Genomic DNA, 20,431 nt, shown 5'->3' with positions numbered 1-20,431 from the left:
ATCATAGACGGAATTGTTCACCGAGATAAACTTGTTTCACCTGTTCATTGTTGAGAACTTCATCCGGAGTTCCCGATGCAATTAGGTGTCCTTGACTTACGATATAGGCTTTTTCACATACGTCTAGTGTTTCGCGTACGTTATGGTCGGTGATAAGCACACCGAGGCCTCTGTCGCGCAGGTGTTCAATAATTTTTTTGATGTCACCAACTGAAATTGGGTCAACACCAGCAAAAGGTTCGTCCAATAAAATAAACTGAGGATTTGCCGCTAAAGCTCGTGCAATTTCAACCCTACGACGTTCACCACCCGATAGTGCCATGCCTGCGCTGGCTCGGATGTGCTGTATGTGGAATTCTTCTAACAAATCTTCCAGTTTATCCTGGCGTTCTTCTCTGGTCATTTCCTGACGAGTTTCCAGAACGGCCATAATGTTGTCTTCAACTGACAGCTTACGAAAAATAGATGCTTCCTGAGGAAGGTAGCCAATACCAAGACGCGAACGACTGTGCATTGGCAAGATGCTGATGTCTTGGTTATCGATGGTGATGACACCTTCATCACGAGGCACTAATCCGACAATCATGTAGAAGGATGTCGTTTTACCTGCACCGTTAGGACCCAGTAGACCAACAATCTGACCTGATTCCACTTCTAAGCTGACATCGGTAACCACCTTGCGTTTTTTGTAGCTTTTCGCCAGGTTTTTCGCACTCAGTACCGCCATATTATTTCTCTAGCTGATTAGGTTGCAAAATAGTCGTGACACGCTCGTTTTCAGAGCTGTCTGCCACCAGTTTTTGTTGACCGATTTGGTAACGGATTGTCGAGCCTTTTATGGTGTTACCGTCTTGGGCTAGCTGAGCGTGACCTTTCATGGTTAATTCGTCAGTCGATATACGGTAATCCAACTCGGTCGCCTGACCACTCAATGTTTTACCGTCGTCCATCAATTGTGAGAACGTCGCTGGCTGGCCAAATGCCTGAATTTGATTAATTGTTTCTGTTTTAGGATCGCGAGTGACAACGATCTTATCAGCATCGATATTGATGCTACCTTGCTTAAGAGATACATCACCACTGAAAATTACCTGGTTACTCTTCATGTCCACCTGTTGGGTGTCAGAGTTTATGTAAACCGGCTGTTGAGTATCCGACTTAAGTGCCAGCGCATGAGGCGCCGCCAAAACCAGTGCTAGTAGGCTAAGGTGTAACGGTTTCATATCGACCTTGAACGTTATCTGTCAGGGTCGCAGTATGCTGTTTCAAGTTCCCTTGCATTGCGCCTCCTGTAGTTTCAAATTGTGGTCCAACCAACATCACTTGTTGGTCAGCTTTAAAATCACGATTGGTTAGGTTAATCACCAGCTTATCCGTTGCCATGGTATCAAAGCTTGCCCCTTCTAATAGGTTCTGCATTAATACTTTGTCATATAAGGTCAGCGTTTGGTTTTCATCTAACACAGCTCTTGTAGCTGTCACCTTCCACTCAACGACACTACCTTCACGGTAAACCATTAATGTCGGGTTGTTAAATATAGTTTCTCCACTCTTAGCATAATAATCTAAGTTGGAGGAGCGAATGATGTAACTGCGAACACCATTTTCACCATAGGTGATATTTTCCAGTCCAGTACCACTGAACATGGGCAGTTCCGAATCTGGTGCGACTTGAATCGTATCTGTGCTTTTTGGTGTCACTATATAATAAGCACACCATGCAATAACGAATATCAAGAGCAAATAAATAAGGCGAGTAAAACTCATAAATTAGAGGCCTATCTTCTAGCTCAGTACGTCCCTGACTATTGCCTTAATCTGTGTAATAAGTGGTTGTGATGAGTTTACATCACACCCGCTTTTAGTAAATCATGCATATTAAGTGCACCGACCACTTTACCGTTATTACATAAAATCAGCGCATTGATATTTTTGCTTTGCATGAGGTTGAGACCTTCAACTGCAAGCATGTCTGGATGCGCAGTTGTTGGGCTTTGCGTCATCACTTCGCCAATGGCGGTTGTATGAATATCAATACGCTTATCTAAAGTTCTGCGTAAGTCGCCATCAGTGAATATACCAAGCATAGCATCGTGCTCATCGACAATGGCGGTCATACCCAGTCCTTTTTCAGAAATCTCCAGAAGTGCGTCGCGAATCAGCGAATCAGGAGAGACTTTCGGCAGAGCATTTCCAAAATGCATAATATCAGACAACTTAAGCAGCAGTTTTCTTCCTAAAGCGCCACCAGGGTGCGAAAGCGCAAAGTCTTCAGCAGAGAATCCACGAGCCTGAAGCAGCGCAACCGCCAAGGCATCGCCCATGACTAACGTTGCTGTTGTACTGCTGGTTGGTGCTAAACCAAGAGGGCAGGCTTCTTGTGGTACCGTGATCTGTAAGTGCAAATCTGAAAGTTGCGCCATGTTCGATTCTGGCTTGCCCGTCATGCTGATGATCTTGATGTTCAAGCGTTTCAATACCGGGAACAGCGACAGGATCTCATGGGATTCGCCAGAGTTTGAAATGGCAATCACAATGTCTCCGGCGCTGATCATACCTAAGTCACCATGCGAAGCTTCACCCGGATGAACAAAAAACGCCGAAGTCCCTGTACTTGCAAGCGTCGCCGCAATTTTATTTCCAATGTGGCCTGATTTGCCCATGCCCATGATGACCACTTTTCCGCTATTGGAAAGTATCATTTCGCAAGCTTGTTCAAATTGGTCATCAAAGTATTTATCCAGCTCTTGCAGAGCGGCAACTTCAATATCAAGAACTTGCTTTGCAGCAGCGCGAAAATCAAATTGACGGGACATATCAGAGCTCCAATTTATGTCTACGAAAAGATAAGGTGGTTAAGCGGTCATGTTCGCGAACAGGTAAACTTGGTAGCCAATGAAGCAAACAAAAAGAACGGCACCTTCCACACGGTTAATGCTGCGAGATCTTCCCAAACACATTGCAACCAGCAGTAGCGAAACGCCCAGCATGACCCAGAAGTCACGACCCATTGCGTACTCACTTAACATGGATGGATTGATGATGCCAGGGATGCCCATTACCGCGAGAATATTGAATACGTTCGAGCCAATGATATTACCCACTGCCATGTCGTCTTCACCTTTGAGTACCCCAGCAAGAGAAGCGGCAAGCTCTGGCAGACTGGTACCAATAGCGATGATGGTTAAGCCGATCACGAGATCGCTCATACCAAAATGCTTAGCAATGATAACCGCGTTATCCACCAAAATGTTCGCTGACACAGGCAGTAATACTAAACCAAGAACTACCCAGATTGCGGCTTTTGAGTTGCTTACACCTTCTGGGATTTCAGATTCCTGATCATCGAGGAATGCGTCACCCGATTTTTGCTCTTTGCGGCTGATCTGCAACATCACAAATAAAAATGCCCCAAACAGCACAAACAGAAGGGCACCTTCGTAAAAGCCGAGGTGGTTATTCCAAAGAATTACACCGGCAAGTAATGTGACTGCTATCATCAAAGGCAGTTCACGACGAATAACTCCAGAACTGATCGAAAGGGGCTTAATGAGCGCCGTGATCCCCAGAATTAATGCAATATTCGCAATATTAGAACCCAGAACGTTACCAACTGCGGTGTCGGTCTTTCCATCCAGGGCTGCGGTAGCAGAAACCATCATTTCAGGGGCTGAGGAGCCCATAGCCAGGATTGTCATACCAATCACAAGAGGTGAAATGCCAACGTTGCGGGCTATGGCTGCAGAACCAAAAACAAGTTTATCTGCACTCCAGACAAGTAAAACAAGACCGACGATAAGCAACGCTACGGCTTCGAGCATGATAATTCCTAACTATTAAATGAGAGTGATGAGTAACCGCTAATTTTGACCTTTTGCAGCGGAAAATGGAAGATAAACAACGAATAAATTAAAGGTTAGTAACGAAATTGTGTTTAATTTTCTCTCATCTAATCACTACTGTTAAAGCAATGATTCTGCATTAAGATTTAAATATTAAGCCATGACTCTGTCATCGTTCATCAAGAATTGATTGAATTTGACCGACTTTATTTAATCGAACAGTGCTTTTAATTCGCAGCTAATGTGCTTATGATTGCAGCCTAATAAATGAACCGAAGCCGTTTTTCGCTTTCTAACCACCGCTCTTGTGTACGAAGGTTGTCAACCATACACCTTAACGTTGTTGGAGCACGATGGTTACAAATTAAAAACATTCGGACGTGAGTTGGCTTGATGATACAGCGAGTTCCAACGCTCCGATAGTAGAAGGGATGATATGTCGAATAACGATTTAGTCACCGTTAACAATCTCACTTTTTCACGCGGAAATCGCACGATCTTTGATGGTATCGATCTGCACGTTCCTGAAGGTAAAGTGACCGCAATTATGGGGCCATCGGGAATCGGTAAGACCACGCTGTTACGCTTGATCGGCGGTCAGTTGTATCCCGAACAAGGCGAGATCTGGTTTGATGGCGATAACATTCCAACCCTGTCACGCAAAAAACTTTATCATGCTCGTAAAAAGATGAGCATGTTGTTCCAGTCTGGCGCTTTGTTCACAGATTTGAATGTATTTGATAATGTGGCTTTTCCTCTCCGTGAACACACCAATCTTTCAGAAGAGTTGATTCGTACAATGGTACTGCTCAAGCTCGAAGCGGTTGGTTTACGCGGCGCGGCTCAGTTAATGCCAAGTGAACTCTCTGGTGGTATGGCACGTCGCGCAGCACTGGCCAGAGCGATAGCACTCGATCCTGATTTGATCATGTATGACGAGCCATTTGTTGGACAAGACCCTATCACTATGGGCGTGTTGGTCGAACTGATTAGCAACCTGAACCAAGCTTTGGGGTTGACCTCTATCGTCGTTTCACACGATGTGCCAGAAGTCATGAGTATTGCCGATTGGGTTTACTTACTTGCCAACGGTAAAATCATCGCTTTTGGTACACCAGATGATCTAAGAAAGAATCCTGATCCGCGTGTGCAGCAGTTCTTACAGGGCGATGCAGATGGCCCTGTGCCGTTTAGCTACCCTTCTCAAAGTATCGAAAAGGATTTATTTGATGGTCGATAGCTTTATTCAATTTGTCGCCTCATTAGGTCGACGCACATTATCCATCTGTGAAGCTTTTGGCCGTGCAACGTTAATGTTGTTGGGCGCGTTGTTATCAAAGCCTCAACCAACGAAGGGCTTTCCTTTACTCATCAAACAGCTTTACTCCGTAGGTGTTCAGTCTCTGGCGATTATTGTCGTATCGGGCTTGTTTATCGGTATGGTATTGAGTCTGCAAGGTTATGTTGTACTGGTGGATTACGGCGCAGAAGGCAGCCTTGGCCAAATGGTTGCGCTTTCTTTGCTGCGTGAACTTGGTCCTGTTGTTACTGCACTGCTGTTTGCCGGACGTGCTGGTTCTGCTTTAACCGCAGAAATCGGTTTGATGAAAGCGACGGAACAGCTTTCCAGCTTGGAAATGATGGCGGTGGATCCGTTGAAGCGAGTGATTGCACCACGCTTTTGGGCTGGCGCTATCTCGATGCCTTTGCTAGCAATGATCTTCATGGCGGTCGGTATCTGGGGAGCTCAGCTTGTCGGCGTTGACTGGAAAGGGGTCGACCACGGCAGTTTTTGGGCGGCGATGCAATCTTCTGTCGAACTGGGGCAGGACATTGGCAACAGTATGATCAAATGCTTTGCGTTTGCGATTACTGTTACTTGGATCGCTCTGTTTAATGGCTACGATGCGATTCCGACTTCGGAAGGGATCAGCCGAGCAACTACACGCACTGTTGTGCATTCTTCTTTAGCAGTACTGGGGCTAGACTTTGTACTGACAGCATTGATGTTTGGGAATTAATCATGCAACAAACACGTAAAACAGAATTATGGGTTGGCAGCTTTGTATTAGCGGGAATTTGCGCGATTCTTGTGATGATTTTTCAAGTTGCTGACGTAAAAAGTATGGGCTCTGGTGATACTTACACCCTCAAAGCCGAGTTTGATAATATTGGTAGTTTGAAAGTCCGCTCACCAGTCAAGGTAGGTGGCGTTGTTATTGGTCGAGTGAGTGATATTACTCTCAACCCAGACAACCTGTTGCCAGAAGTCAGTTTATCGATCAATAGCCAATACAATCAGTTCCCTGAAACATCGAGTGTTCAGATTCTGACATCGGGACTGATCGGCGAGCAATACATTGGCTTGGTACCTGGCTTCGTTTTTGATGACGAAGTGATGTTGGTTGATGGCGATACCATCGAAGACACGAAATCTGCTTTAGTACTTGAAGACTTAATTGGTCAGGTGCTTTACAGCGTGGGTGGCTCAGACGATTCAAGTAAGGAATAACTATGTTGAAGAGATTACTACTTTCAGTTGTCGCGGTTTTCGCAGCTTTTAACTTGAATGCGGCAGAAGTTGATAAAACACAGCCTTATCAAATGATGAAGCAAGTGTCAGAAGTTACGTTTGACCGCTTAAAAGCGGAGCAGCCAAAAATTAAACAAGATCCCAACCATCTTAAAGTGGTTGTGGAAGAAGAGTTGATGCCTTACGTCAACTACCGTTACGCCGCATTAAAATTGTTAGGCCCAAATCTCAAAGGGACTAAACGTGAAGATGTGCTCGAGTTTATTGATGCGTTTCATGGTTACCTGATAGCGTCTTACGCGCAAGTGCTGACTCAGTACAGCGATCAGAAAATTGAGTTTGGCCCGGAGCCAAAACTTGATCCATCTGATCGAATTACGAGTGTTAAAGTCGATATCATTGATGCTCCGCGTCCTAACATCAAGCTAGAATTTAAACTGCGTAAAGATAACAAAACCAGTGAATGGGAAGCGTTCGATATGATTGCTGAAGGCATAAGCCTTTTATCAAGCAAGCAGTCGGAGTGGAACTCGAAAATTCGCCAGGATGGTATTTTGGCAGTAGCGAAGGATCTTGAGAAATTGGCGGCGGAACCGATTCGTTTTGAGGCGAAAAAGTAATGGCGCAGTCTCACGCTCAGTGGAACTTAACCACGAATAACCTGAAGCTCTCTGGAGCGCTGGACAGAGATTCAGTGCCTTCATTGTGGGCTCATGCTCTGCAATGGAAGCCTTCTCAAGCGGAGATTGAGTGTTCGCTAGAAGATGTGGTGCGAGTCGACTCTGCGGGAATGGTGATGCTAATTCACTTAATAGAGCATGCAAAAAAGCAAAACTGTCATATAATGCTCAGTTTCGTGCCCGCGCAACTGCGCACTCTGTTTCAACTAAGTAACGTTGAATCGTTAGTGGACAAACACATACAGAATTATCAGGGGTAAATTGTGGACAGCGCAAAAGTACAACAGTTATTAGAAGAAGCACTAAACCTTCAAGAAGTGCATGTGAAAGGTGAAGGTAGCCACTATGAAGTGGTTGCTGTTGATGCTTGCTTTGAGGGAATGAGCCGCGTCAAGAAGCAACAATTAATTTATGGTCCTCTGATGGATTACATCCAGCGTAATGACATTCATGCATTATCAATTAAAGCGTTCACACCAGAAGAGTGGGCTCGTGATAAGAAACTGATGTCGCTTTAAGGTTTATTGATGGAAAAGTTTCGAGTTATTGGGTCAGACAAACCGTTAGTCGGTGAAGTGACCATTTCAGGTGCAAAAAACGCAGCACTGCCGATTTTATTTGCGTCTATTTTGGCTGAAGAGCCAGTAGAAGTGGCGAATGTGCCACACCTTCGTGATATTGATACAACCATGGAATTGCTAAAGCGTTTAGGCGCTAAAGTAGACCGTAACGGCTCGGTTCACGTCGATCCAAGCAGCATCAATGAATACTGTGCACCGTACGACTTGGTGAAAACCATGCGTGCTTCAATCTGGGCTTTAGGTCCTCTAGTTGCGCGTTTTGGCCAAGGTCAGGTTTCTTTACCAGGTGGTTGTGCGATCGGTGCTCGTCCGGTTGATCTACACATTACTGGTCTAGAACAATTAGGCGCAACCATCACTTTAGAAGATGGTTACGTAAAAGCAGAAGTCGATGGTCGCCTGAAGGGCGCGCATATCGTGATGGATAAAGTGAGCGTAGGCGCCACTATTACTATTATGTGTGCGGCGACACTTGCTGAAGGCAAAACCACACTAGACAACGCTGCTCGTGAGCCTGAGATTGTGGACACGGCGGAGTTCCTAAACAAACTGGGTGCAAAAATCACTGGTGCTGGTACAGATACCATCACGATTGAAGGTGTTGAGCGTCTTGGCGGTTGTAAGCACAGTGTTGTTGCTGACCGTATTGAAACGGGAACATTCCTAGTTGCTGCAGCGGTATCTGGCGGTAAAGTTGTATGTCGCAATACCAACGCACATTTGCTTGAAGCGGTACTCTCGAAACTTGAAGAAGCGGGTGCTTTGGTAGAAACCGGTGAAGACTGGATTTCTGTTGATATGACCGATCGTGAGCTAAAAGCCGTGACTGTCCGTACTGCTCCACACCCGGGTTTCCCAACCGATATGCAAGCGCAATTCACGCTATTGAACATGATGGCGAAAGGCGGCGGCGTAATCACGGAAACCATTTTTGAAAACCGTTTTATGCACGTTCCTGAACTGATGCGCATGGGCGCTAAAGCTGAGATCGAAGGCAACACGGTTATCTGTGGTGACGTTGAATCTTTGAGCGCAGCACAAGTAATGGCAACAGATTTACGTGCTTCTGCAAGTCTGGTTATTGCAGGTTGTATTGCGAAAGGCGAAACCATCGTCGATCGTATCTACCACATCGACCGTGGTTACGACAAAATTGAAAATAAACTGGCTGCACTTGGCGCAAATATTGAGCGCGTGAGCGTGACAAGTTAAACTGCACAGCAGATGATTTGGATATGAAGAGCCGAAACTCAGGTTTCGGCTTTTTTATATCACTCTCTTTTTCATAGTAAGAGAAATTAATAGCTGTATCTGTTAGAAGTCGGTTTCTGGAGAATAAGAATGATTGCACTGTTACGTGTGTTTGCTATCGCAATTTTTGCTATTGTGATGTTTATTGGTGGTTGTGGTTACTGCCTGTTAAGTCCACGAAACCCTAAACACGTATTCACCTTTGGCCGTCTGTTTGCCAAGATGTCGCGTGTTTTTGGGGTTAAACTTGAACTACGTCTTCCCGAAGATGCTTACTCGCGTGGTCAGCACATTTACATTGCAAACCACCAAAACAACTGGGACATGTTTACGGTTTCTGCGGCGGTAACACCAAAAGTGGTAACGGTGGGTAAAAAGAGCCTGGCGTGGATGCCACTGTTTGGTCAGCTTTACTGGTTGACGGGTAACATTCTGATTGACCGTGCTAACCGCTCAAAAGCGAAAGGCACGATTGATCAAGTGGTTAAGAGCATGAAAGAGAGTGATGTGTCGGTTTGGATGTTCCCAGAAGGTACGCGTTCTCGTGGTCGTGGTTTACTGCCATTTAAGACAGGTGCATTTCACGCAGCAATTGGTGCGGGCGTGCCAATTATCCCTATCGTTTGTAGTTCAACTGATCAGCTCAAACTGAACCGCTGGAATAACGGCCATGTCATTGTGGAAATGATGCCACCAGTTAGCACAGAAGGTTGTACCAAAGAAGGGATTCGTGAGTTAGCCAACACTTGTCGTGAGCAGATGAAAGAGAAGCTGCAAGAGTTGGATGAAGAAGTTAAACAGCGTAACGCCGCTTAATCTTCCAAATACAAGCATATAAAAATGGGTAGCTCAGGCTACCCATTTTTAATTCAAATGAACTAACGCGTTTAACTTATTTACGAACCGCGATAGCTTCGATTTCGATACCAACATCTTTAGGCAGGCGAGCAACTTCAACACAAGAGCGAGCAGGGTAGTTTGCTACTTGGTGCTCGTCGAAGAATTTGCCGTACACTTCGTTAACTGTGCCGAAGTCGTTCAGGTCTTTAACGAAAACCGTCATTTTCACGATATCCGTCACTTTAAGGCCAGAAGCTTCTACAACAGCTTTTACGTTGTCTAGAGACTGACGCGCTTGCTCTGCGATATCCGCAGATACTTCACCTGTTGCAGGGTTAACAGGGATTTGGCCAGAAGTAAGAACCATGTTGCCAAGATCTACGCCTTGTACGTAAGGGCCGATTGCTGCTGGTGCTGATTCCGTGTGAAGTACTTTTGTCATTTTATTTGTTCCATCTGTTTTAGCGAATAAAGAGTGTCAGTGTGCCTCTAAATCTATGGTAGGTAAAGAGCAAAATGCCCCGTAAATACAGGGCATTTAAACTTATTAGAGGTCTGAAATGTTTACTGAATTATCGCTCAGTAACGATCTCTCTTGAGAACACTTTTTCACAGTATTTACACTTCAGGCGAATCTCTTCTTTCTTCTCAAATACCTTGAAGCTGCTCTCTACTGGCTCGTTGTGAGAAATACAGTTTGTATTTGGACATTCAAATACGTCGTTGATTCTTTCTGGAAGCTCTAGCGCCAGCTTTTTCACTACTTCGTAGTTTTCGATTTGGTTCACGGTTGCGTGTGGTGCATACAGTGCCAACTTACTCGCCTGCTCTTCGTTGATGAAGACATTTTCAATTTTCAGCAGGTCTTTATGACCTATCGCTGACGACGGCAAATTAAGGCCGATGGTCACTCGCTGAGACGAGTTATGCATATCGAACAACTTCAGTACTTTGATGCCGATTTGTGCTGGAATGTGGTCGATTACGGTACCGTTTTTGATTGCTTCTACCTGCAATTGAGTTTCTTTAGCCATGTCTTTTCTCCTCGATTACAGTGTTTCGTTAAGAACTAGCGCCAACAAAGCCTGACGGGCGTATACGCCGTTTTGAGCCTGCTGGAAGTAGTAAGCGTGCGGTGTTTTATCAACATCCGTTGTGATTTCATCTACACGTGGTAGAGGGTGCAGTACTTTAAGGTTTTCGCGTGCGCCTTCCAGCATTGCGGCTGTCAGGATGTAAGCGGATTTTATGTGTGCGTATTCTGACTCATCAAAACGCTCTTTCTGTACGCGGGTCATGTAGAGGATATCAAGCTCAGGAATGACGGTTTCCATGTCAGTGAGCAGGGTGTATTCAATACCAGCTTCATCCAGTTCTTCACAAAGGTAGTCAGGCATTGCCAGTGCTTCAGGAGCGATAAAGAAGAAGCGGATGTTATTGAACTTCGCCAGAGCCTGAGTCAGTGAGTGAACGGTGCGACCGTATTTTAAGTCACCAACGAATGCCACATTAAGGTTATCTAAGCGGCCTTGCGTTTCTGCGATGGTGTAAAGGTCTAGCAGAGTTTGAGTTGGATGCTGGTTTGCACCGTCACCTGCGTTAATCACCGGTACGCCGTTTGAAAACTCAGACGCCAGACGTGCAGCACCTTCCTGAGGGTGACGCATCACGAAAGCGTCTACATACGAAGAGATGACTTGTACGGAATCAGAAAGGGTTTCGCCTTTCTTCGCCAATGAAGTATTTCCATCGTTATCAAAACCAATGACGTCGCCGCCCACACGTTGAATTGCCGTCTCAAACGACAGGCGTGTGCGTGTTGATGGCTCAAAGAAACAGCTCGCAACGACTTTATTTTTAATCAGTTCTGGTTGAGGTTTCTTTTTCAGGCTACCTGCGGTTGCGACAATAAGTTCCAGCTCTTCACGTGAAAGCTCTGGAATAGAGATGATGTGCTTCTGGTAAAGCGAGTTCGCCATGATCTTCTTCCCTATAACAGTGATGACTATCTCCAAAATTAACCTTGAGGAATTTTGGACATAAAAAAACCTCCCAAATAGGGAGGTTTAAAAATCGATAGAATTAACGAAAATAACACCACGCAAGCGTAGTCGCTTAGTTAGAGCAAATCGCGTTGTTACGGCAGCAATCAGCGTGGTCATTTCTTAATCCTCAGACAAATTGCCGAGCATTATACGCCTAACTTTTACTAGTGCAAGCGATTACATCATGGTTTTTGTTACTAAAATCCGTTAACTTCCCAGCGTTGCCACCATCACGGCTTTGATCGTGTGCATGCGGTTTTCTGCTTCATCGAAGACGATAGAATATTCAGACTCAAACACGTCTTCCGTCACTTCTAAACCTTTCATGCCGTATTTCTCAGCCACTTCTTTACCGACGGTGGTTTCATCATTGTGGAAAGCGGGTAGACAGTGCATAAACTTCACATGTGGATTGCCGGTCTGTTTAATCACATCCATATTGATTTGGTAAGGCTTCATTAGGGCAACACGTTCATCCCAAGCTTCTGCAGATTCACCCATCGATACCCAAACATCGGTATACAAGAAGTCACAGCCCTTAACGCCTTCTTCAACGCTTTCGGTCAGAGTGATCTTGGCACCTGTTTGCTGCGCGATTTCCTGACATGTGGCAACAAGCTCTTCTTCAGGCCAGAACGCTTTTGGCGCAATAAGACGAATATTCATGCCCATTTTAGCTGCGCCGACCATCAGTGAGTTACCCATGTTATTGCGAGCGTCACCTAGGTAGGCAAAGGTGATGTCATGCAGTTTCTTCCCACGTCCATGCTCTTGCATGGTTAGGAAGTCAGCGAGGATTTGCGTCGGATGGAATTCATCGGTTAGGCCATTCCAGACTGGAACGCCTGCGTAAGCACCGAGATCTTCCACGATCGCCTGACCAAAACCACGGTATTCGATACCATCATACATACGGCCCAATACACGCGCGGTATCTTTCATTGATTCTTTGTGGCCGATTTGTGAGCCAGAAGGACCAATATATGAGACCTGAGCGCCCTGATCAAAGGCCGCAACTTCGAACGCACATCGGGTTCGAGTAGAAGATTTCTCAAAGATGAGTGCAATGTTTTTACCTTGGAGTTTCTTCTGCTCTGTTCCTGCATATTTCGCTTTTTTTAGCTCTGCAGACAGTTCGAGCAAGAACTGGATTTCTTTGGTTGAGAAATCCAACAGCTTCAAAAAGTTGCGATTTCGTAAATTGAAAGCCATAGCTCGTCCCTTTGTACGTGTGATTGATTTTGAATCACTGCATTAAAACATATAAATGCTTTTATTGTGAATAATTATTTTAATTAAAAACTAAAAAAGGTTGATGTATTCACATCAACCTTAGTTTTTATTCACTGATTCGGAAAGAGATTAAATATCGTCTCGTTCAATCGGACAGCTCATACAGCGAGCACCACCACGGCCACGACCTAACTCGTTACCTGGTACCGTCAATACTTGAATGCCGGCTTTATCGTACTTCTCGTTGGTGTAGACGTTACGTTCGTAACCAATTACCACACCTGGTTTCACGGTCAGGACGTTGTTGGCATCATTCCACTGTTCACGCTCTGCTTCGTAGCTGTCACCACCGGTTGTGATGATTTTCAGCTGATCTAAGCCAAGTGCTGATTCAATCGCATGTAGGTAGTTGTGCGATGCTTCAACATTCATTTCACCGTCAGTGCCTTTCGGAGTCAGACGCCATGTATCCAGATCTTTACGCATGATCTCTGGGTAAACAGAGAAGGTATCGACATCCATGTGTGTCATGACCGTATCCAGGTGCATACATGAACGGTGTTTAGGAAGATCAATCGCAATCACTTCTGTTGCCTGACCCGCTTTAAACAGGTTAGCAGCCAAGTTTTCTACACCTTGCGCTGTGGTACGTTCAGACATACCTACCAGAACTGCGCCTTTACCGATAACCAGAACATCACCGCCTTCAACGTTAGCGTTATCGTAGTGTAGGTCTTCATCGCCAAAGTATTTAATGAAGTCTTGACCTGCAAAGATTGGGTGCCAGCGGTAAATTGCACGCAAATGGTTTGTTTCGCGTTGACGTGCAGGCATCATCATTGGGTTCAGAGAAACACCGCCGTATACCCAGCAAGATGTATCGCGGGTAAATAGATGGTTTGGCAATGGTTCAATAACAAAGTCTAGAGGGCGACGCATCTTCGGTAGCATAGAAGATGATTTGATAGGGAGCTCAGAGTAGGCCAAGCCACCTAGCAATACTGAAGCAAGGTGTTCATTGTCCATCTCTGTAAAATACGCGCGAAGATCACGGGCAAAGGTCGGGCCGTAACGGAAATCAGAGATCTGAGTATCCAATAGCCACTTTTTCGCTTCTGGAACCGCGAGGGTTTCGACTAGTAAATCGTGAAGTAGAAGTACTTCTACATCTTGGTCGCGTAAAGTACGAGCGAAAGCATCATGCTCTTCGCCTGCTGCTTCTACCGCAAGAACATCATCAAACAATAACTCATGACAGTTAGATGGCGTTAAGTGGGTTAGGGCGCGCTCAGGGCGATTTAAAAGAACTCGTCTTAATTGACCAACTTCTGATCCAACGTACAGCTTACTCATTTTGTGTCCTTACAGATTTACCAGCCGCTATTTATGACAACCTTATGGATAAGATGCAAGTTAGTTAACTTTGATAATATTTTGTTAATCGTTTTAATTTTAAATTAAAAATCCAGATTTGTTGATATTGGATACTATTGGTGGTTTTTTGTGTTGTTTTTATGCTTTGGCGTTAAGTGCGTTTTTATTCTTTTGGTCTGACTTGAGCATATTACATGCTTAGTGCATAAAATGTGCATATATATTCTAAAATATGCATTTTGGGGTTCTCTTTATTCGCTGAGTAGAGAATGCAAGGCGTCTCGGTATTCAATATAGGACCATAAACACGCATTGAGAGCTGGTTTGTGCCCTATTTATGCGAATTAGGATCTTCTGAATATTACAAAACAGCATTTCTTGTTAACTTTTTGTGACCTTGTGAGAGGGGTTTAATATTTATCAAGGAATAATTGACAACAATCACTGTGGTTTGGTGTTTGTTAGTGGCTTTTCGTCGCAATCCGTGCCATATTTCACCGGATCGTTTCCACCAAGTAACTAATCTGGAGCCAAAACATGTCTCACGAAGATGAATATCTATCAGTAGAAGAATTAATTGAGATTCAAAAGGAAGAGACTCGCGATATCATTGCAGCATTGCTAGAAGATGGCAGCGATCCAGATTCGCTATACGAAATTGAGCACCACCTATTTGCAGAAGATTTCGATACGCTAGAAAAAGCGGTTGTTGAAGCATTTAAGATGGGCTTTGAAGTACTTGAAGCAGAAGAGACAGAAGACGAAGACGGCAACAAACTACTTTGCTGTGATGCGACGATGGAATCTGCACTCGATGCAGAAGCAATTGATGCTCAAGTTGAGAAGCTGGTTCATCTCGCTGAAAAGTACGACATTATTTATGACGGTTGGGGTACCTATTACGAGGGCGAAGACGCTCTATACTCTGACGAAGATGATGAAGACGAAGAATAGTCTCTCCTTGATTGAAAAAGCCAGCTATTTAGCTGGTTTTTTTATGTCTAACAATTGATAACGATAAGGTATGAAACTAATTCACATTGAGCTTGTGTGGTTTTTTTACCATAATGCGTAGAAAATTGATCTAGCTCAAGGTGTATATGCAACAGTCACTCGCCGGTTTATGGCAAGTCTCTCCACTTACGGACCTATCTATCCCTCAGGATGACATCACTTTCCCGGCTCCATTAAGTCAGGTACTTCCCGATGAATTGTCAGAAGAAGTAATCTGTCAGCAAGAATGGCACTTAATGCATGATATTGAAGTGGATGAGTCCATGATGGCATTCCCTGCGGTAGAAATGGTATTAGGTGGCGTCGACTACCATGCCGAAGTACGGTTGAACGGCGTGGCACTGTTTGACTGCGATGGTACTCAGAATGTGTATAAGAAAGACATTCGTCCGTTCATGCAGATGGGACGTAACCGCTTTGAGATTTTATTCTTAGAGGAAGAAGAAGACTTACTGTTTGAGGAAGATCGGCCGGAACTGTGCGCTCTTACCGATCAAGAGTATAAGAAAAGCGACGATCGCATAGGTGTATGGCGGGAGCCTTACCTACAATTTATTCGCAACGTTCGTTTAGAGCGCGTTGCCACTGAGCAGATCTGGCACCATGGTGGTGGTTGTGAGTTTAAGGTTGATCTTTATTATCAAACATTCGCACCGGGGTTGGTTTCTGCATCGGTCAAATTCAACGGCATGACTTACCACATACCAATTGATGTGCGTGCTGAGCATGCTAGCGCTCTGTTTCAGATCGAAGCGCCAAAATACGCTGATCTCAATAACCCAAATCCAAGCGATCTCTACCAATTGTCAGTAGAGCTAGATGGGCAACGCCAAGATTTTTCAGTGGCATTAAGCCAGGATCTTTGTGTTACCCACTTAGTACTCTAAAATTGGGTGTGCTTAAATTCTTATAGCGATTTGAGCATCACGACTTCACACGCATCATGCCCTGTTTGTCCAAGCGGGGCATCTAAATGCTCAAACCCCAACTTCTCATACAAACCAATGGCTTCTTTTAAGCACTCGGTGGTTTCCAAATAACACTTCTGATAACCAAGTTGCTTTGCTAATTGCAGACTCAGAGCCACAATACGTTTTGCCAGCCCGTACCCACGAGTTTGTGGTAAGAAGTACATCTTTTGTAGCTCGCACACGTTAGGCTCTCCTGCCAGTGGCGCAAAACCTCCACCACCAACGATCACACCATTGTGCTCAATCACCCAATACGCTGCGCCTTGTTGGTTGTAGACAGAATACATGTCATCTAGTGTTGGGTCTGCCACGCCATAGCCTTTGTCAGCGGTGAGTCCATACTCTGCTGAGACCTGACGAATGACGCTTGCTATGTTTGGGTTATCTTCTGGTGTGAGAGAGCGGAGAGTGAAGTGTGCTATTTGTTCCATGCTTTGCCTACAAAAATGAGCCCTTAAGGGCTCAATATATTGCGGTTAGGCATGTCGATGCAAACCAAAGTGAGATGAAGGTGTTTGGTTTGCAGATTTACGTAACCAAACTTTCTCGTGGAAATAGTACGCCACCGTGTTTATAGATGGCTCTAACATTGCCATGACACCACCAATGAATGCATCACCCGTTAACAAGTAAACCACCGTAAACGCTACGCTAAAGTGTACTGTTGCGAAACTTGCGGTTTTTAGCTTGGTCATGAATTGACGAGCTTTTAAAGCGGGAACACTTGTCCAAGCTTTTTCATGAAAGTAGAAAGCGACCGTGTTTACTGATGGCTCGATCATGGCAATTAAACTACCAATCAAGATGTCGCCAGTAAGTACGTAAGCGACACTAAATGCGATAGTAAAATGTAATGCAGCGAAAGTTAGTGTCTTTTTCATGATAATTACTCATCGTGTTTGTTTCGATGAGTTTATTATCGATAATAATTCTCATTGTCGCCAATGGGTGGTGAGTATTAATTCAATAGGGGAAAGCTATCAATGAGTGCGTTGCGAAGGGAAGATACAAAAAAGGTTGGCCTTGATGACCAACCTTTTTGATTCAAGCATAGAAGCATTTGGCTTCTGTTTTGCTTTAGCGATTAAAGAGCTGCAATTGTGGTTTTTTGCTCTTCTAGCTTAGCCAGTGTTTCTTTGTAGCCTTCAAGCTTCTCACGCTCTTTAGCAACAACCGCTTCAGGTGCTTTCGCTACGAAGCCTTCGTTACCAAGTTTGCCTTCAATACGCTTGATCTCGCCGTGCGTTTTCTTGATTTCGCCATCAAGACGCGCAAGTTCTGCATCTTTGTCGATAAGGCCCGCCATTGGGATCATCAGCTCAGACTTACCAACCAATGCTGTCGCACACGCTGGTGTTTCTTCGCCAGCTTCAAGAACGCGTACCGCTTCTAGCTTCGCCAGAGACATCAGTACTTGCTTGTTCGCTTCTAGACGAGTCGCATCTTCTTTGCTTGCTGCTTTTAGCATTACATCAAGTGGTTTACCCGGGTTGATGTCGTACTCAGCACGTAGGTTACGGATGCTAGTGATGAACGCTTTAACCCACTCGATGTCGTCTAGCGCTTCTTGATGGAAGTTCGCTTCGTCGAATTGAGGTAGAGCTTGAAGCATGATTGTTTCACCTTCAACACCATCTACTAGTGGCTTGATGCTTTGCCAGATAGTCTCTGTGATGTAAGGAATCACTGGGTGAGCCAGACGTAGCGTTTTCTCAAGAACCGTGATTAGCGTACGACGAGTACCACGTTGCTGCGCTTCAGTGCCTTTCCATAGAACAGGTTTCGTTAGCTCTAGGTACCAGTCACAGAATTGGTTCCAGATGAATTCGTAAAGCGTGTTCGACGCCATATCCAGACGGAAGTTGTCGATATGGTTGTTGAACGCTTTCGCTGCTAGTTCAAACTGAGACTCGATCCACTTGTCCGCTAGTGAGTATTCAATGTCACCACCGTTGAAGCCACAATCTTGCTCTTCTGTGTTCATCATTACGTAACGGCTAGCGTTCCATAGTTTGTTACAGAAGTTACGGTAACCTTCAAGACGCTTCATATCCCAGTTGATATCGCGACCTGTTGATGCCATTGCTGCAAGTGTGAAACGCAGTGCGTCTGTACCGTATGCTTCGATACCGTTTTCAAACGTCTTACGAGTGTTCTTCTCGATCTTCTTCGCTAGCTGAGGCTGCATCATGTTGCCAGTACGCTTCTCAACCAGAGACTCTAGGTCGATACCATCGATCATGTCGATTGGGTCAAGTACGTTACCTTTCGACTTAGACATCTTGTCGCCGTTTTCGTCACGGATTAGACCGGTAACGTAAACGGTTTTGAATGGTACTTGTGGCTTGCCGTCTTCGTCTTTCACGAAGTGCATGGTCATCATGATCATGCGCGCAACCCAGAAGAAGATGATGTCGAAACCAGTGACTAGTACGTCTGAAGGGTGGAATACTTTCAGATCGTCAGTTTGCTCTGGCCAACCTTGAGTACCGAACGTCCATAGAGCAGAAGAGAACCAGGTATCCAGTACGTCTTCGTCTTGGTGAAGCTCAATGACTGACTCTAGGTTGTTGTTGTTACGAACTTCTTCCTCAGTACGGCCTACGTAAACGTTGCCTTGGTTGTCGTACCAAGCTGGGATACGGTGACCCCACCATAGCTGACGAGAGATACACCAGTCTTGAACGTCACGCATCCAAGAGAAGTACATGTTTTCGTATTGTTTAGGCACGAACTGGATGTCGCCGTTTTCAACTGCTTCAACCGCTGTTTTCGCTAGAGGCGCAGTACGTACGTACCATTGGTCAGTTAGCATTGGTTCGATAACCACGCCACCACGGTCACCGTAAGGAACTTGTAGATCGTGATCTTTCACTTCTTCAAGTAGGCCTAGCTCGTCGAATTCAGCAACAACAGCTTTACGAGCAGCAAAACGCTCCATGCCATGGTATTTAGCTGGAAGCTCTGTGCTGTATGCGTCGCTTGCTTCGCCGTTGGTGTTGAATACTTCAGCCGCGTCACGGATGTTCGCGTCAAAAGTCAAAATGTTGATCATTGGTAGCTGGTGGCGCTTACCAACTTCGTAGTCATTGAAGTCGTGTGCAGGTGTGATTTTCACACAACCAGTGCCTTTTTCCATATCCGCGTGCTCGTCACCTACGATAGGGATGCGACGGTCAACGATAGGAAGAATGATTTCTTTACCGATAAGATCTTTGTAACGTGGATCTTCTGGGTTTACAGCAACACCGGTATCACCAAGCACGGTTTCTGGACGAGTGGTTGCAACGACGATGTAATCTTTACCGTCAGCCGTTTTTACGCCATCCGCTAGTGGGTAGCGGAAATGCCACATGTTGCCTTTAGTGTCTTTGTTTTCTACTTCTAGATCTGAGATTGCTGTGTGTAGCTTTGGATCCCAGTTAACCAGACGCTTACCACGGTAGATTAGGTCATCTTCGTACAGACGAACAAAAACTTCCTGTACTGCATTTGACAGGCCATCATCCATCGTAAAGCGTTCACGATCCCAGTCTACTGACGCGCCAAGACGACGTAGCTGTTTAGTGATGGTGCCACCAGATTCACCTTTCCATTCCCAGATTTTGTCAATGAAAGCTTCACGACCGTAATCGTTTTTGGTTTTGCCTTCTTCTGCCGCGATCTTGCGCTCAACAACCATCTGAGTTGCGATACCAGCGTGGTCAGTACCTACTTGCCAAAGGGTGTTTTTACCCTTCATACGTTCACAACGGATAAGCGTATCCATGATCGTATCTTGGAACGCGTGGCCCATGTGTAGGCTACCAGTGACGTTCGGTGGCGGGATCATGATGCTGTATGATTCTTTAGTAGTGTCACCGTGTGGCTTGAAGTAGCCTTTCTCTTCCCAAGTCTGATACAGAGCTTGTTCGATTGAAGTTGGGTTATATGTCTTTTCCATAGCGCTCATTTTTCCTCGTCATATTTGGGCTGATTGTGGCTTTAACTGCCTTAATCGAAGCTCAACTATTTAGAGGTTTGATTCTGGTTAATGGTAAATCTTAGTCAATCTCTATAAGTGAACT

The 20,431-nt window shown here is 45.1% G+C and carries 22 protein-coding genes and 1 pseudogene; 10 read left to right on the top strand and 13 right to left on the bottom strand.

Translation table 11 applies throughout. From position 1 onward, the window contains the following. Position 1: 1 nt before the first annotated feature. The 5 genes from lptB to V1U08_RS20395 all read right to left on the bottom strand — a co-directional run bounded on the left by lptB (position 2) and on the right by V1U08_RS20395 (position 3,821). Positions 2-727, bottom strand: a complete 726-nt coding sequence (gene lptB, locus V1U08_RS20415) for an LPS export ABC transporter ATP-binding protein (protein ID WP_014233078.1) — start codon at positions 725-727, stop codon at positions 2-4. 1 nt (position 728) lies between these two features. Further along, positions 729-1,223: a lipopolysaccharide transport periplasmic protein LptA gene (lptA, locus tag V1U08_RS20410; protein WP_014233077.1), complete on the bottom strand. Its 495-nt coding sequence runs from the start codon at positions 1,221-1,223 to the stop codon at positions 729-731. Beyond that, positions 1,204-1,767 (bottom strand): LPS export ABC transporter periplasmic protein LptC, encoded by a 564-nt coding sequence (gene lptC / locus V1U08_RS20405; protein ID WP_014233076.1) that lies wholly within the window; start codon positions 1,765-1,767, stop codon positions 1,204-1,206. Before lptC ends, lptA begins: the two co-directional genes overlap by 20 nt. Before the next feature lie 77 nt (positions 1,768-1,844). After that, a complete protein-coding gene (gene kdsD / locus V1U08_RS20400) occupies positions 1,845-2,816 on the bottom strand; it encodes an arabinose-5-phosphate isomerase KdsD (RefSeq protein ID WP_014233075.1) in 972 nt (323 codons plus the stop codon). Between the two features lie 39 nt (positions 2,817-2,855). Beyond that, on the bottom strand, positions 2,856-3,821 hold the full coding sequence (locus V1U08_RS20395) for a calcium/sodium antiporter (protein ID WP_014233074.1): 966 nt from the start codon (positions 3,819-3,821) through the stop codon (positions 2,856-2,858). Positions 3,822-4,278: 457 nt separating this feature from the next. Here V1U08_RS20395 and mlaF point away from each other — a divergent pair, with 457 nt between their 5' ends. The 8 genes from mlaF (at position 4,279) to V1U08_RS20355 (ending at position 9,703) form a co-directional block, all read left to right on the top strand. Beyond that, a complete protein-coding gene (mlaF, locus tag V1U08_RS20390; RefSeq protein ID WP_014233073.1) occupies positions 4,279-5,082 on the top strand; it encodes a phospholipid ABC transporter ATP-binding protein MlaF in 804 nt (267 codons plus the stop codon). Further along, complete coding sequence (gene mlaE / locus V1U08_RS20385; RefSeq protein WP_014233072.1) at positions 5,072-5,863, top strand: lipid asymmetry maintenance ABC transporter permease subunit MlaE; 792 nt, start codon at positions 5,072-5,074, stop codon at positions 5,861-5,863. Before mlaF ends, mlaE begins: the two co-directional genes overlap by 11 nt. 2 nt (positions 5,864-5,865) lie before the next feature. Beyond that, positions 5,866-6,354 carry an outer membrane lipid asymmetry maintenance protein MlaD gene (gene mlaD, locus V1U08_RS20380; protein WP_014233071.1) on the top strand — a complete coding sequence of 163 codons (489 nt, stop codon included), beginning with the start codon at positions 5,866-5,868 and terminating at the stop codon, positions 6,352-6,354. 2 nt (positions 6,355-6,356) lie between these two features. Further along, a complete protein-coding gene (locus V1U08_RS20375; RefSeq protein WP_020334486.1) occupies positions 6,357-6,995 on the top strand; it encodes an MlaC/ttg2D family ABC transporter substrate-binding protein in 639 nt (212 codons plus the stop codon). Further along, positions 6,995-7,315 carry an STAS domain-containing protein gene (locus tag V1U08_RS20370; protein WP_065302910.1) on the top strand — a complete coding sequence of 107 codons (321 nt, stop codon included), beginning with the start codon at positions 6,995-6,997 and terminating at the stop codon, positions 7,313-7,315. The genes V1U08_RS20375 and V1U08_RS20370 overlap by 1 nt, the downstream gene beginning before the upstream one ends. A gap of 3 nt (positions 7,316-7,318) precedes the next feature. Further along, a complete protein-coding gene (gene ibaG / locus V1U08_RS20365; RefSeq protein WP_014233068.1) occupies positions 7,319-7,573 on the top strand; it encodes a BolA family iron metabolism protein IbaG in 255 nt (84 codons plus the stop codon). A gap of 9 nt (positions 7,574-7,582) precedes the next feature. Further along, positions 7,583-8,848: a UDP-N-acetylglucosamine 1-carboxyvinyltransferase gene (gene murA, locus V1U08_RS20360; protein ID WP_014233067.1), complete on the top strand. Its 1,266-nt coding sequence runs from the start codon at positions 7,583-7,585 to the stop codon at positions 8,846-8,848. 129 nt (positions 8,849-8,977) lie between these two features. Further along, positions 8,978-9,703: a 1-acylglycerol-3-phosphate O-acyltransferase gene (locus V1U08_RS20355; protein WP_330471332.1), complete on the top strand. Its 726-nt coding sequence runs from the start codon at positions 8,978-8,980 to the stop codon at positions 9,701-9,703. A 76-nt stretch (positions 9,704-9,779) separates the two neighbouring features. Here the strand turns inward: V1U08_RS20355 and V1U08_RS20350 are convergent, their stop codons facing one another. The 5 genes from V1U08_RS20350 to arcA form a co-directional block, all read right to left on the bottom strand. Beyond that, positions 9,780-10,169 (bottom strand): RidA family protein, encoded by a 390-nt coding sequence (locus tag V1U08_RS20350; RefSeq protein WP_014233065.1) that lies wholly within the window; start codon positions 10,167-10,169, stop codon positions 9,780-9,782. A gap of 130 nt (positions 10,170-10,299) precedes the next feature. After that, entirely contained in the window at positions 10,300-10,761 is a 462-nt protein-coding gene (pyrI, locus tag V1U08_RS20345) for an aspartate carbamoyltransferase regulatory subunit (RefSeq protein WP_330471331.1), read from the bottom strand. 15 nt (positions 10,762-10,776) lie between these two features. Then, a complete protein-coding gene (gene pyrB / locus V1U08_RS20340) occupies positions 10,777-11,706 on the bottom strand; it encodes an aspartate carbamoyltransferase (RefSeq protein WP_330471330.1) in 930 nt (309 codons plus the stop codon). A 273-nt stretch (positions 11,707-11,979) separates the two neighbouring features. Beyond that, positions 11,980-12,984 (bottom strand): ornithine carbamoyltransferase, encoded by a 1,005-nt coding sequence (locus V1U08_RS20335; protein ID WP_330471329.1) that lies wholly within the window; start codon positions 12,982-12,984, stop codon positions 11,980-11,982. Between the two features lie 150 nt (positions 12,985-13,134). After that, on the bottom strand, positions 13,135-14,358 hold the full coding sequence (gene arcA / locus V1U08_RS20330) for an arginine deiminase (RefSeq protein ID WP_014233061.1): 1,224 nt from the start codon (positions 14,356-14,358) through the stop codon (positions 13,135-13,137). Positions 14,359-14,916: 558 nt separating this feature from the next. On the opposite strand from arcA, the gene rraB reads away from it, so the two are divergent. Continuing rightward, a complete protein-coding gene (rraB, locus tag V1U08_RS20325; RefSeq protein WP_014233060.1) occupies positions 14,917-15,333 on the top strand; it encodes a ribonuclease E inhibitor RraB in 417 nt (138 codons plus the stop codon). 146 nt (positions 15,334-15,479) lie between these two features. Then, on the top strand, positions 15,480-16,280 hold the full coding sequence (locus V1U08_RS20320) for a glycosyl hydrolase 2 galactose-binding domain-containing protein (RefSeq protein ID WP_330471328.1): 801 nt from the start codon (positions 15,480-15,482) through the stop codon (positions 16,278-16,280). Positions 16,281-16,300: 20 nt separating this feature from the next. On the opposite strand, the pseudogene V1U08_RS20315 reads toward V1U08_RS20320, so the two are convergent. From V1U08_RS20315 to V1U08_RS20305, 3 genes and pseudogenes are all read right to left on the bottom strand, one after another. Further along, a pseudogene (locus tag V1U08_RS20315) lies at positions 16,301-16,771 on the bottom strand (GNAT family N-acetyltransferase); the annotation flags it as partial. 69 nt (positions 16,772-16,840) lie between these two features. Continuing rightward, complete coding sequence (locus V1U08_RS20310; protein WP_065297407.1) at positions 16,841-17,245, bottom strand: DUF2061 domain-containing protein; 405 nt, start codon at positions 17,243-17,245, stop codon at positions 16,841-16,843. Positions 17,246-17,448: 203 nt separating this feature from the next. After that, entirely contained in the window at positions 17,449-20,307 is a 2,859-nt protein-coding gene (locus tag V1U08_RS20305; RefSeq protein WP_330471327.1) for a valine--tRNA ligase, read from the bottom strand. Positions 20,308-20,431 lie beyond the last annotated feature (124 nt).

The organism is Vibrio sp. YYF0003, assembly GCF_036350715.1.
Taxonomy (GTDB): Bacteria; Pseudomonadota; Gammaproteobacteria; order Enterobacterales; family Vibrionaceae; genus Vibrio; species Vibrio natriegens.
This window is presented reverse-complemented; position numbering and strand designations above follow the sequence as displayed.

Excerpts from the sequence above, each read along its gene's own strand:
- lptB (WP_014233078.1), bottom strand. The coding sequence starts at position 727 with ATGGCGGTACTGAGTGCGAAAAACCTGGCGAAAAGCTACAAAAAACGC.
- lptA (WP_014233077.1), bottom strand. The coding sequence starts at position 1,223 with ATGAAACCGTTACACCTTAGCCTACTAGCACTGGTTTTGGCGGCGCCT.
- lptC (WP_014233076.1), bottom strand. The coding sequence starts at position 1,767 with ATGAGTTTTACTCGCCTTATTTATTTGCTCTTGATATTCGTTATTGCA.
- kdsD (WP_014233075.1), bottom strand. The coding sequence starts at position 2,816 with ATGTCCCGTCAATTTGATTTTCGCGCTGCTGCAAAGCAAGTTCTTGAT.
- V1U08_RS20395 (WP_014233074.1), bottom strand. The coding sequence starts at position 3,821 with ATGCTCGAAGCCGTAGCGTTGCTTATCGTCGGTCTTGTTTTACTTGTC.
- mlaF (WP_014233073.1), top strand. The coding sequence starts at position 4,279 with ATGTCGAATAACGATTTAGTCACCGTTAACAATCTCACTTTTTCACGC.
- mlaE (WP_014233072.1), top strand. The coding sequence starts at position 5,072 with ATGGTCGATAGCTTTATTCAATTTGTCGCCTCATTAGGTCGACGCACA.
- mlaD (WP_014233071.1), top strand. The coding sequence starts at position 5,866 with ATGCAACAAACACGTAAAACAGAATTATGGGTTGGCAGCTTTGTATTA.
- V1U08_RS20375 (WP_020334486.1), top strand. The coding sequence starts at position 6,357 with ATGTTGAAGAGATTACTACTTTCAGTTGTCGCGGTTTTCGCAGCTTTT.
- V1U08_RS20370 (WP_065302910.1), top strand. The coding sequence starts at position 6,995 with ATGGCGCAGTCTCACGCTCAGTGGAACTTAACCACGAATAACCTGAAG.
- murA (WP_014233067.1), top strand. The coding sequence starts at position 7,583 with ATGGAAAAGTTTCGAGTTATTGGGTCAGACAAACCGTTAGTCGGTGAA.
- V1U08_RS20355 (WP_330471332.1), top strand. The coding sequence starts at position 8,978 with ATGATTGCACTGTTACGTGTGTTTGCTATCGCAATTTTTGCTATTGTG.
- V1U08_RS20350 (WP_014233065.1), bottom strand. The coding sequence starts at position 10,169 with ATGACAAAAGTACTTCACACGGAATCAGCACCAGCAGCAATCGGCCCT.
- pyrI (WP_330471331.1), bottom strand. The coding sequence starts at position 10,761 with ATGGCTAAAGAAACTCAATTGCAGGTAGAAGCAATCAAAAACGGTACC.
- pyrB (WP_330471330.1), bottom strand. The coding sequence starts at position 11,706 with ATGGCGAACTCGCTTTACCAGAAGCACATCATCTCTATTCCAGAGCTT.
- V1U08_RS20335 (WP_330471329.1), bottom strand. The coding sequence starts at position 12,984 with ATGGCTTTCAATTTACGAAATCGCAACTTTTTGAAGCTGTTGGATTTC.
- arcA (WP_014233061.1), bottom strand. The coding sequence starts at position 14,358 with ATGAGTAAGCTGTACGTTGGATCAGAAGTTGGTCAATTAAGACGAGTT.
- rraB (WP_014233060.1), top strand. The coding sequence starts at position 14,917 with ATGTCTCACGAAGATGAATATCTATCAGTAGAAGAATTAATTGAGATT.
- V1U08_RS20320 (WP_330471328.1), top strand. The coding sequence starts at position 15,480 with ATGCAACAGTCACTCGCCGGTTTATGGCAAGTCTCTCCACTTACGGAC.
- V1U08_RS20310 (WP_065297407.1), bottom strand. The coding sequence starts at position 17,245 with ATGAAAAAGACACTAACTTTCGCTGCATTACATTTTACTATCGCATTT.
- V1U08_RS20305 (WP_330471327.1), bottom strand. The coding sequence starts at position 20,307 with ATGGAAAAGACATATAACCCAACTTCAATCGAACAAGCTCTGTATCAG.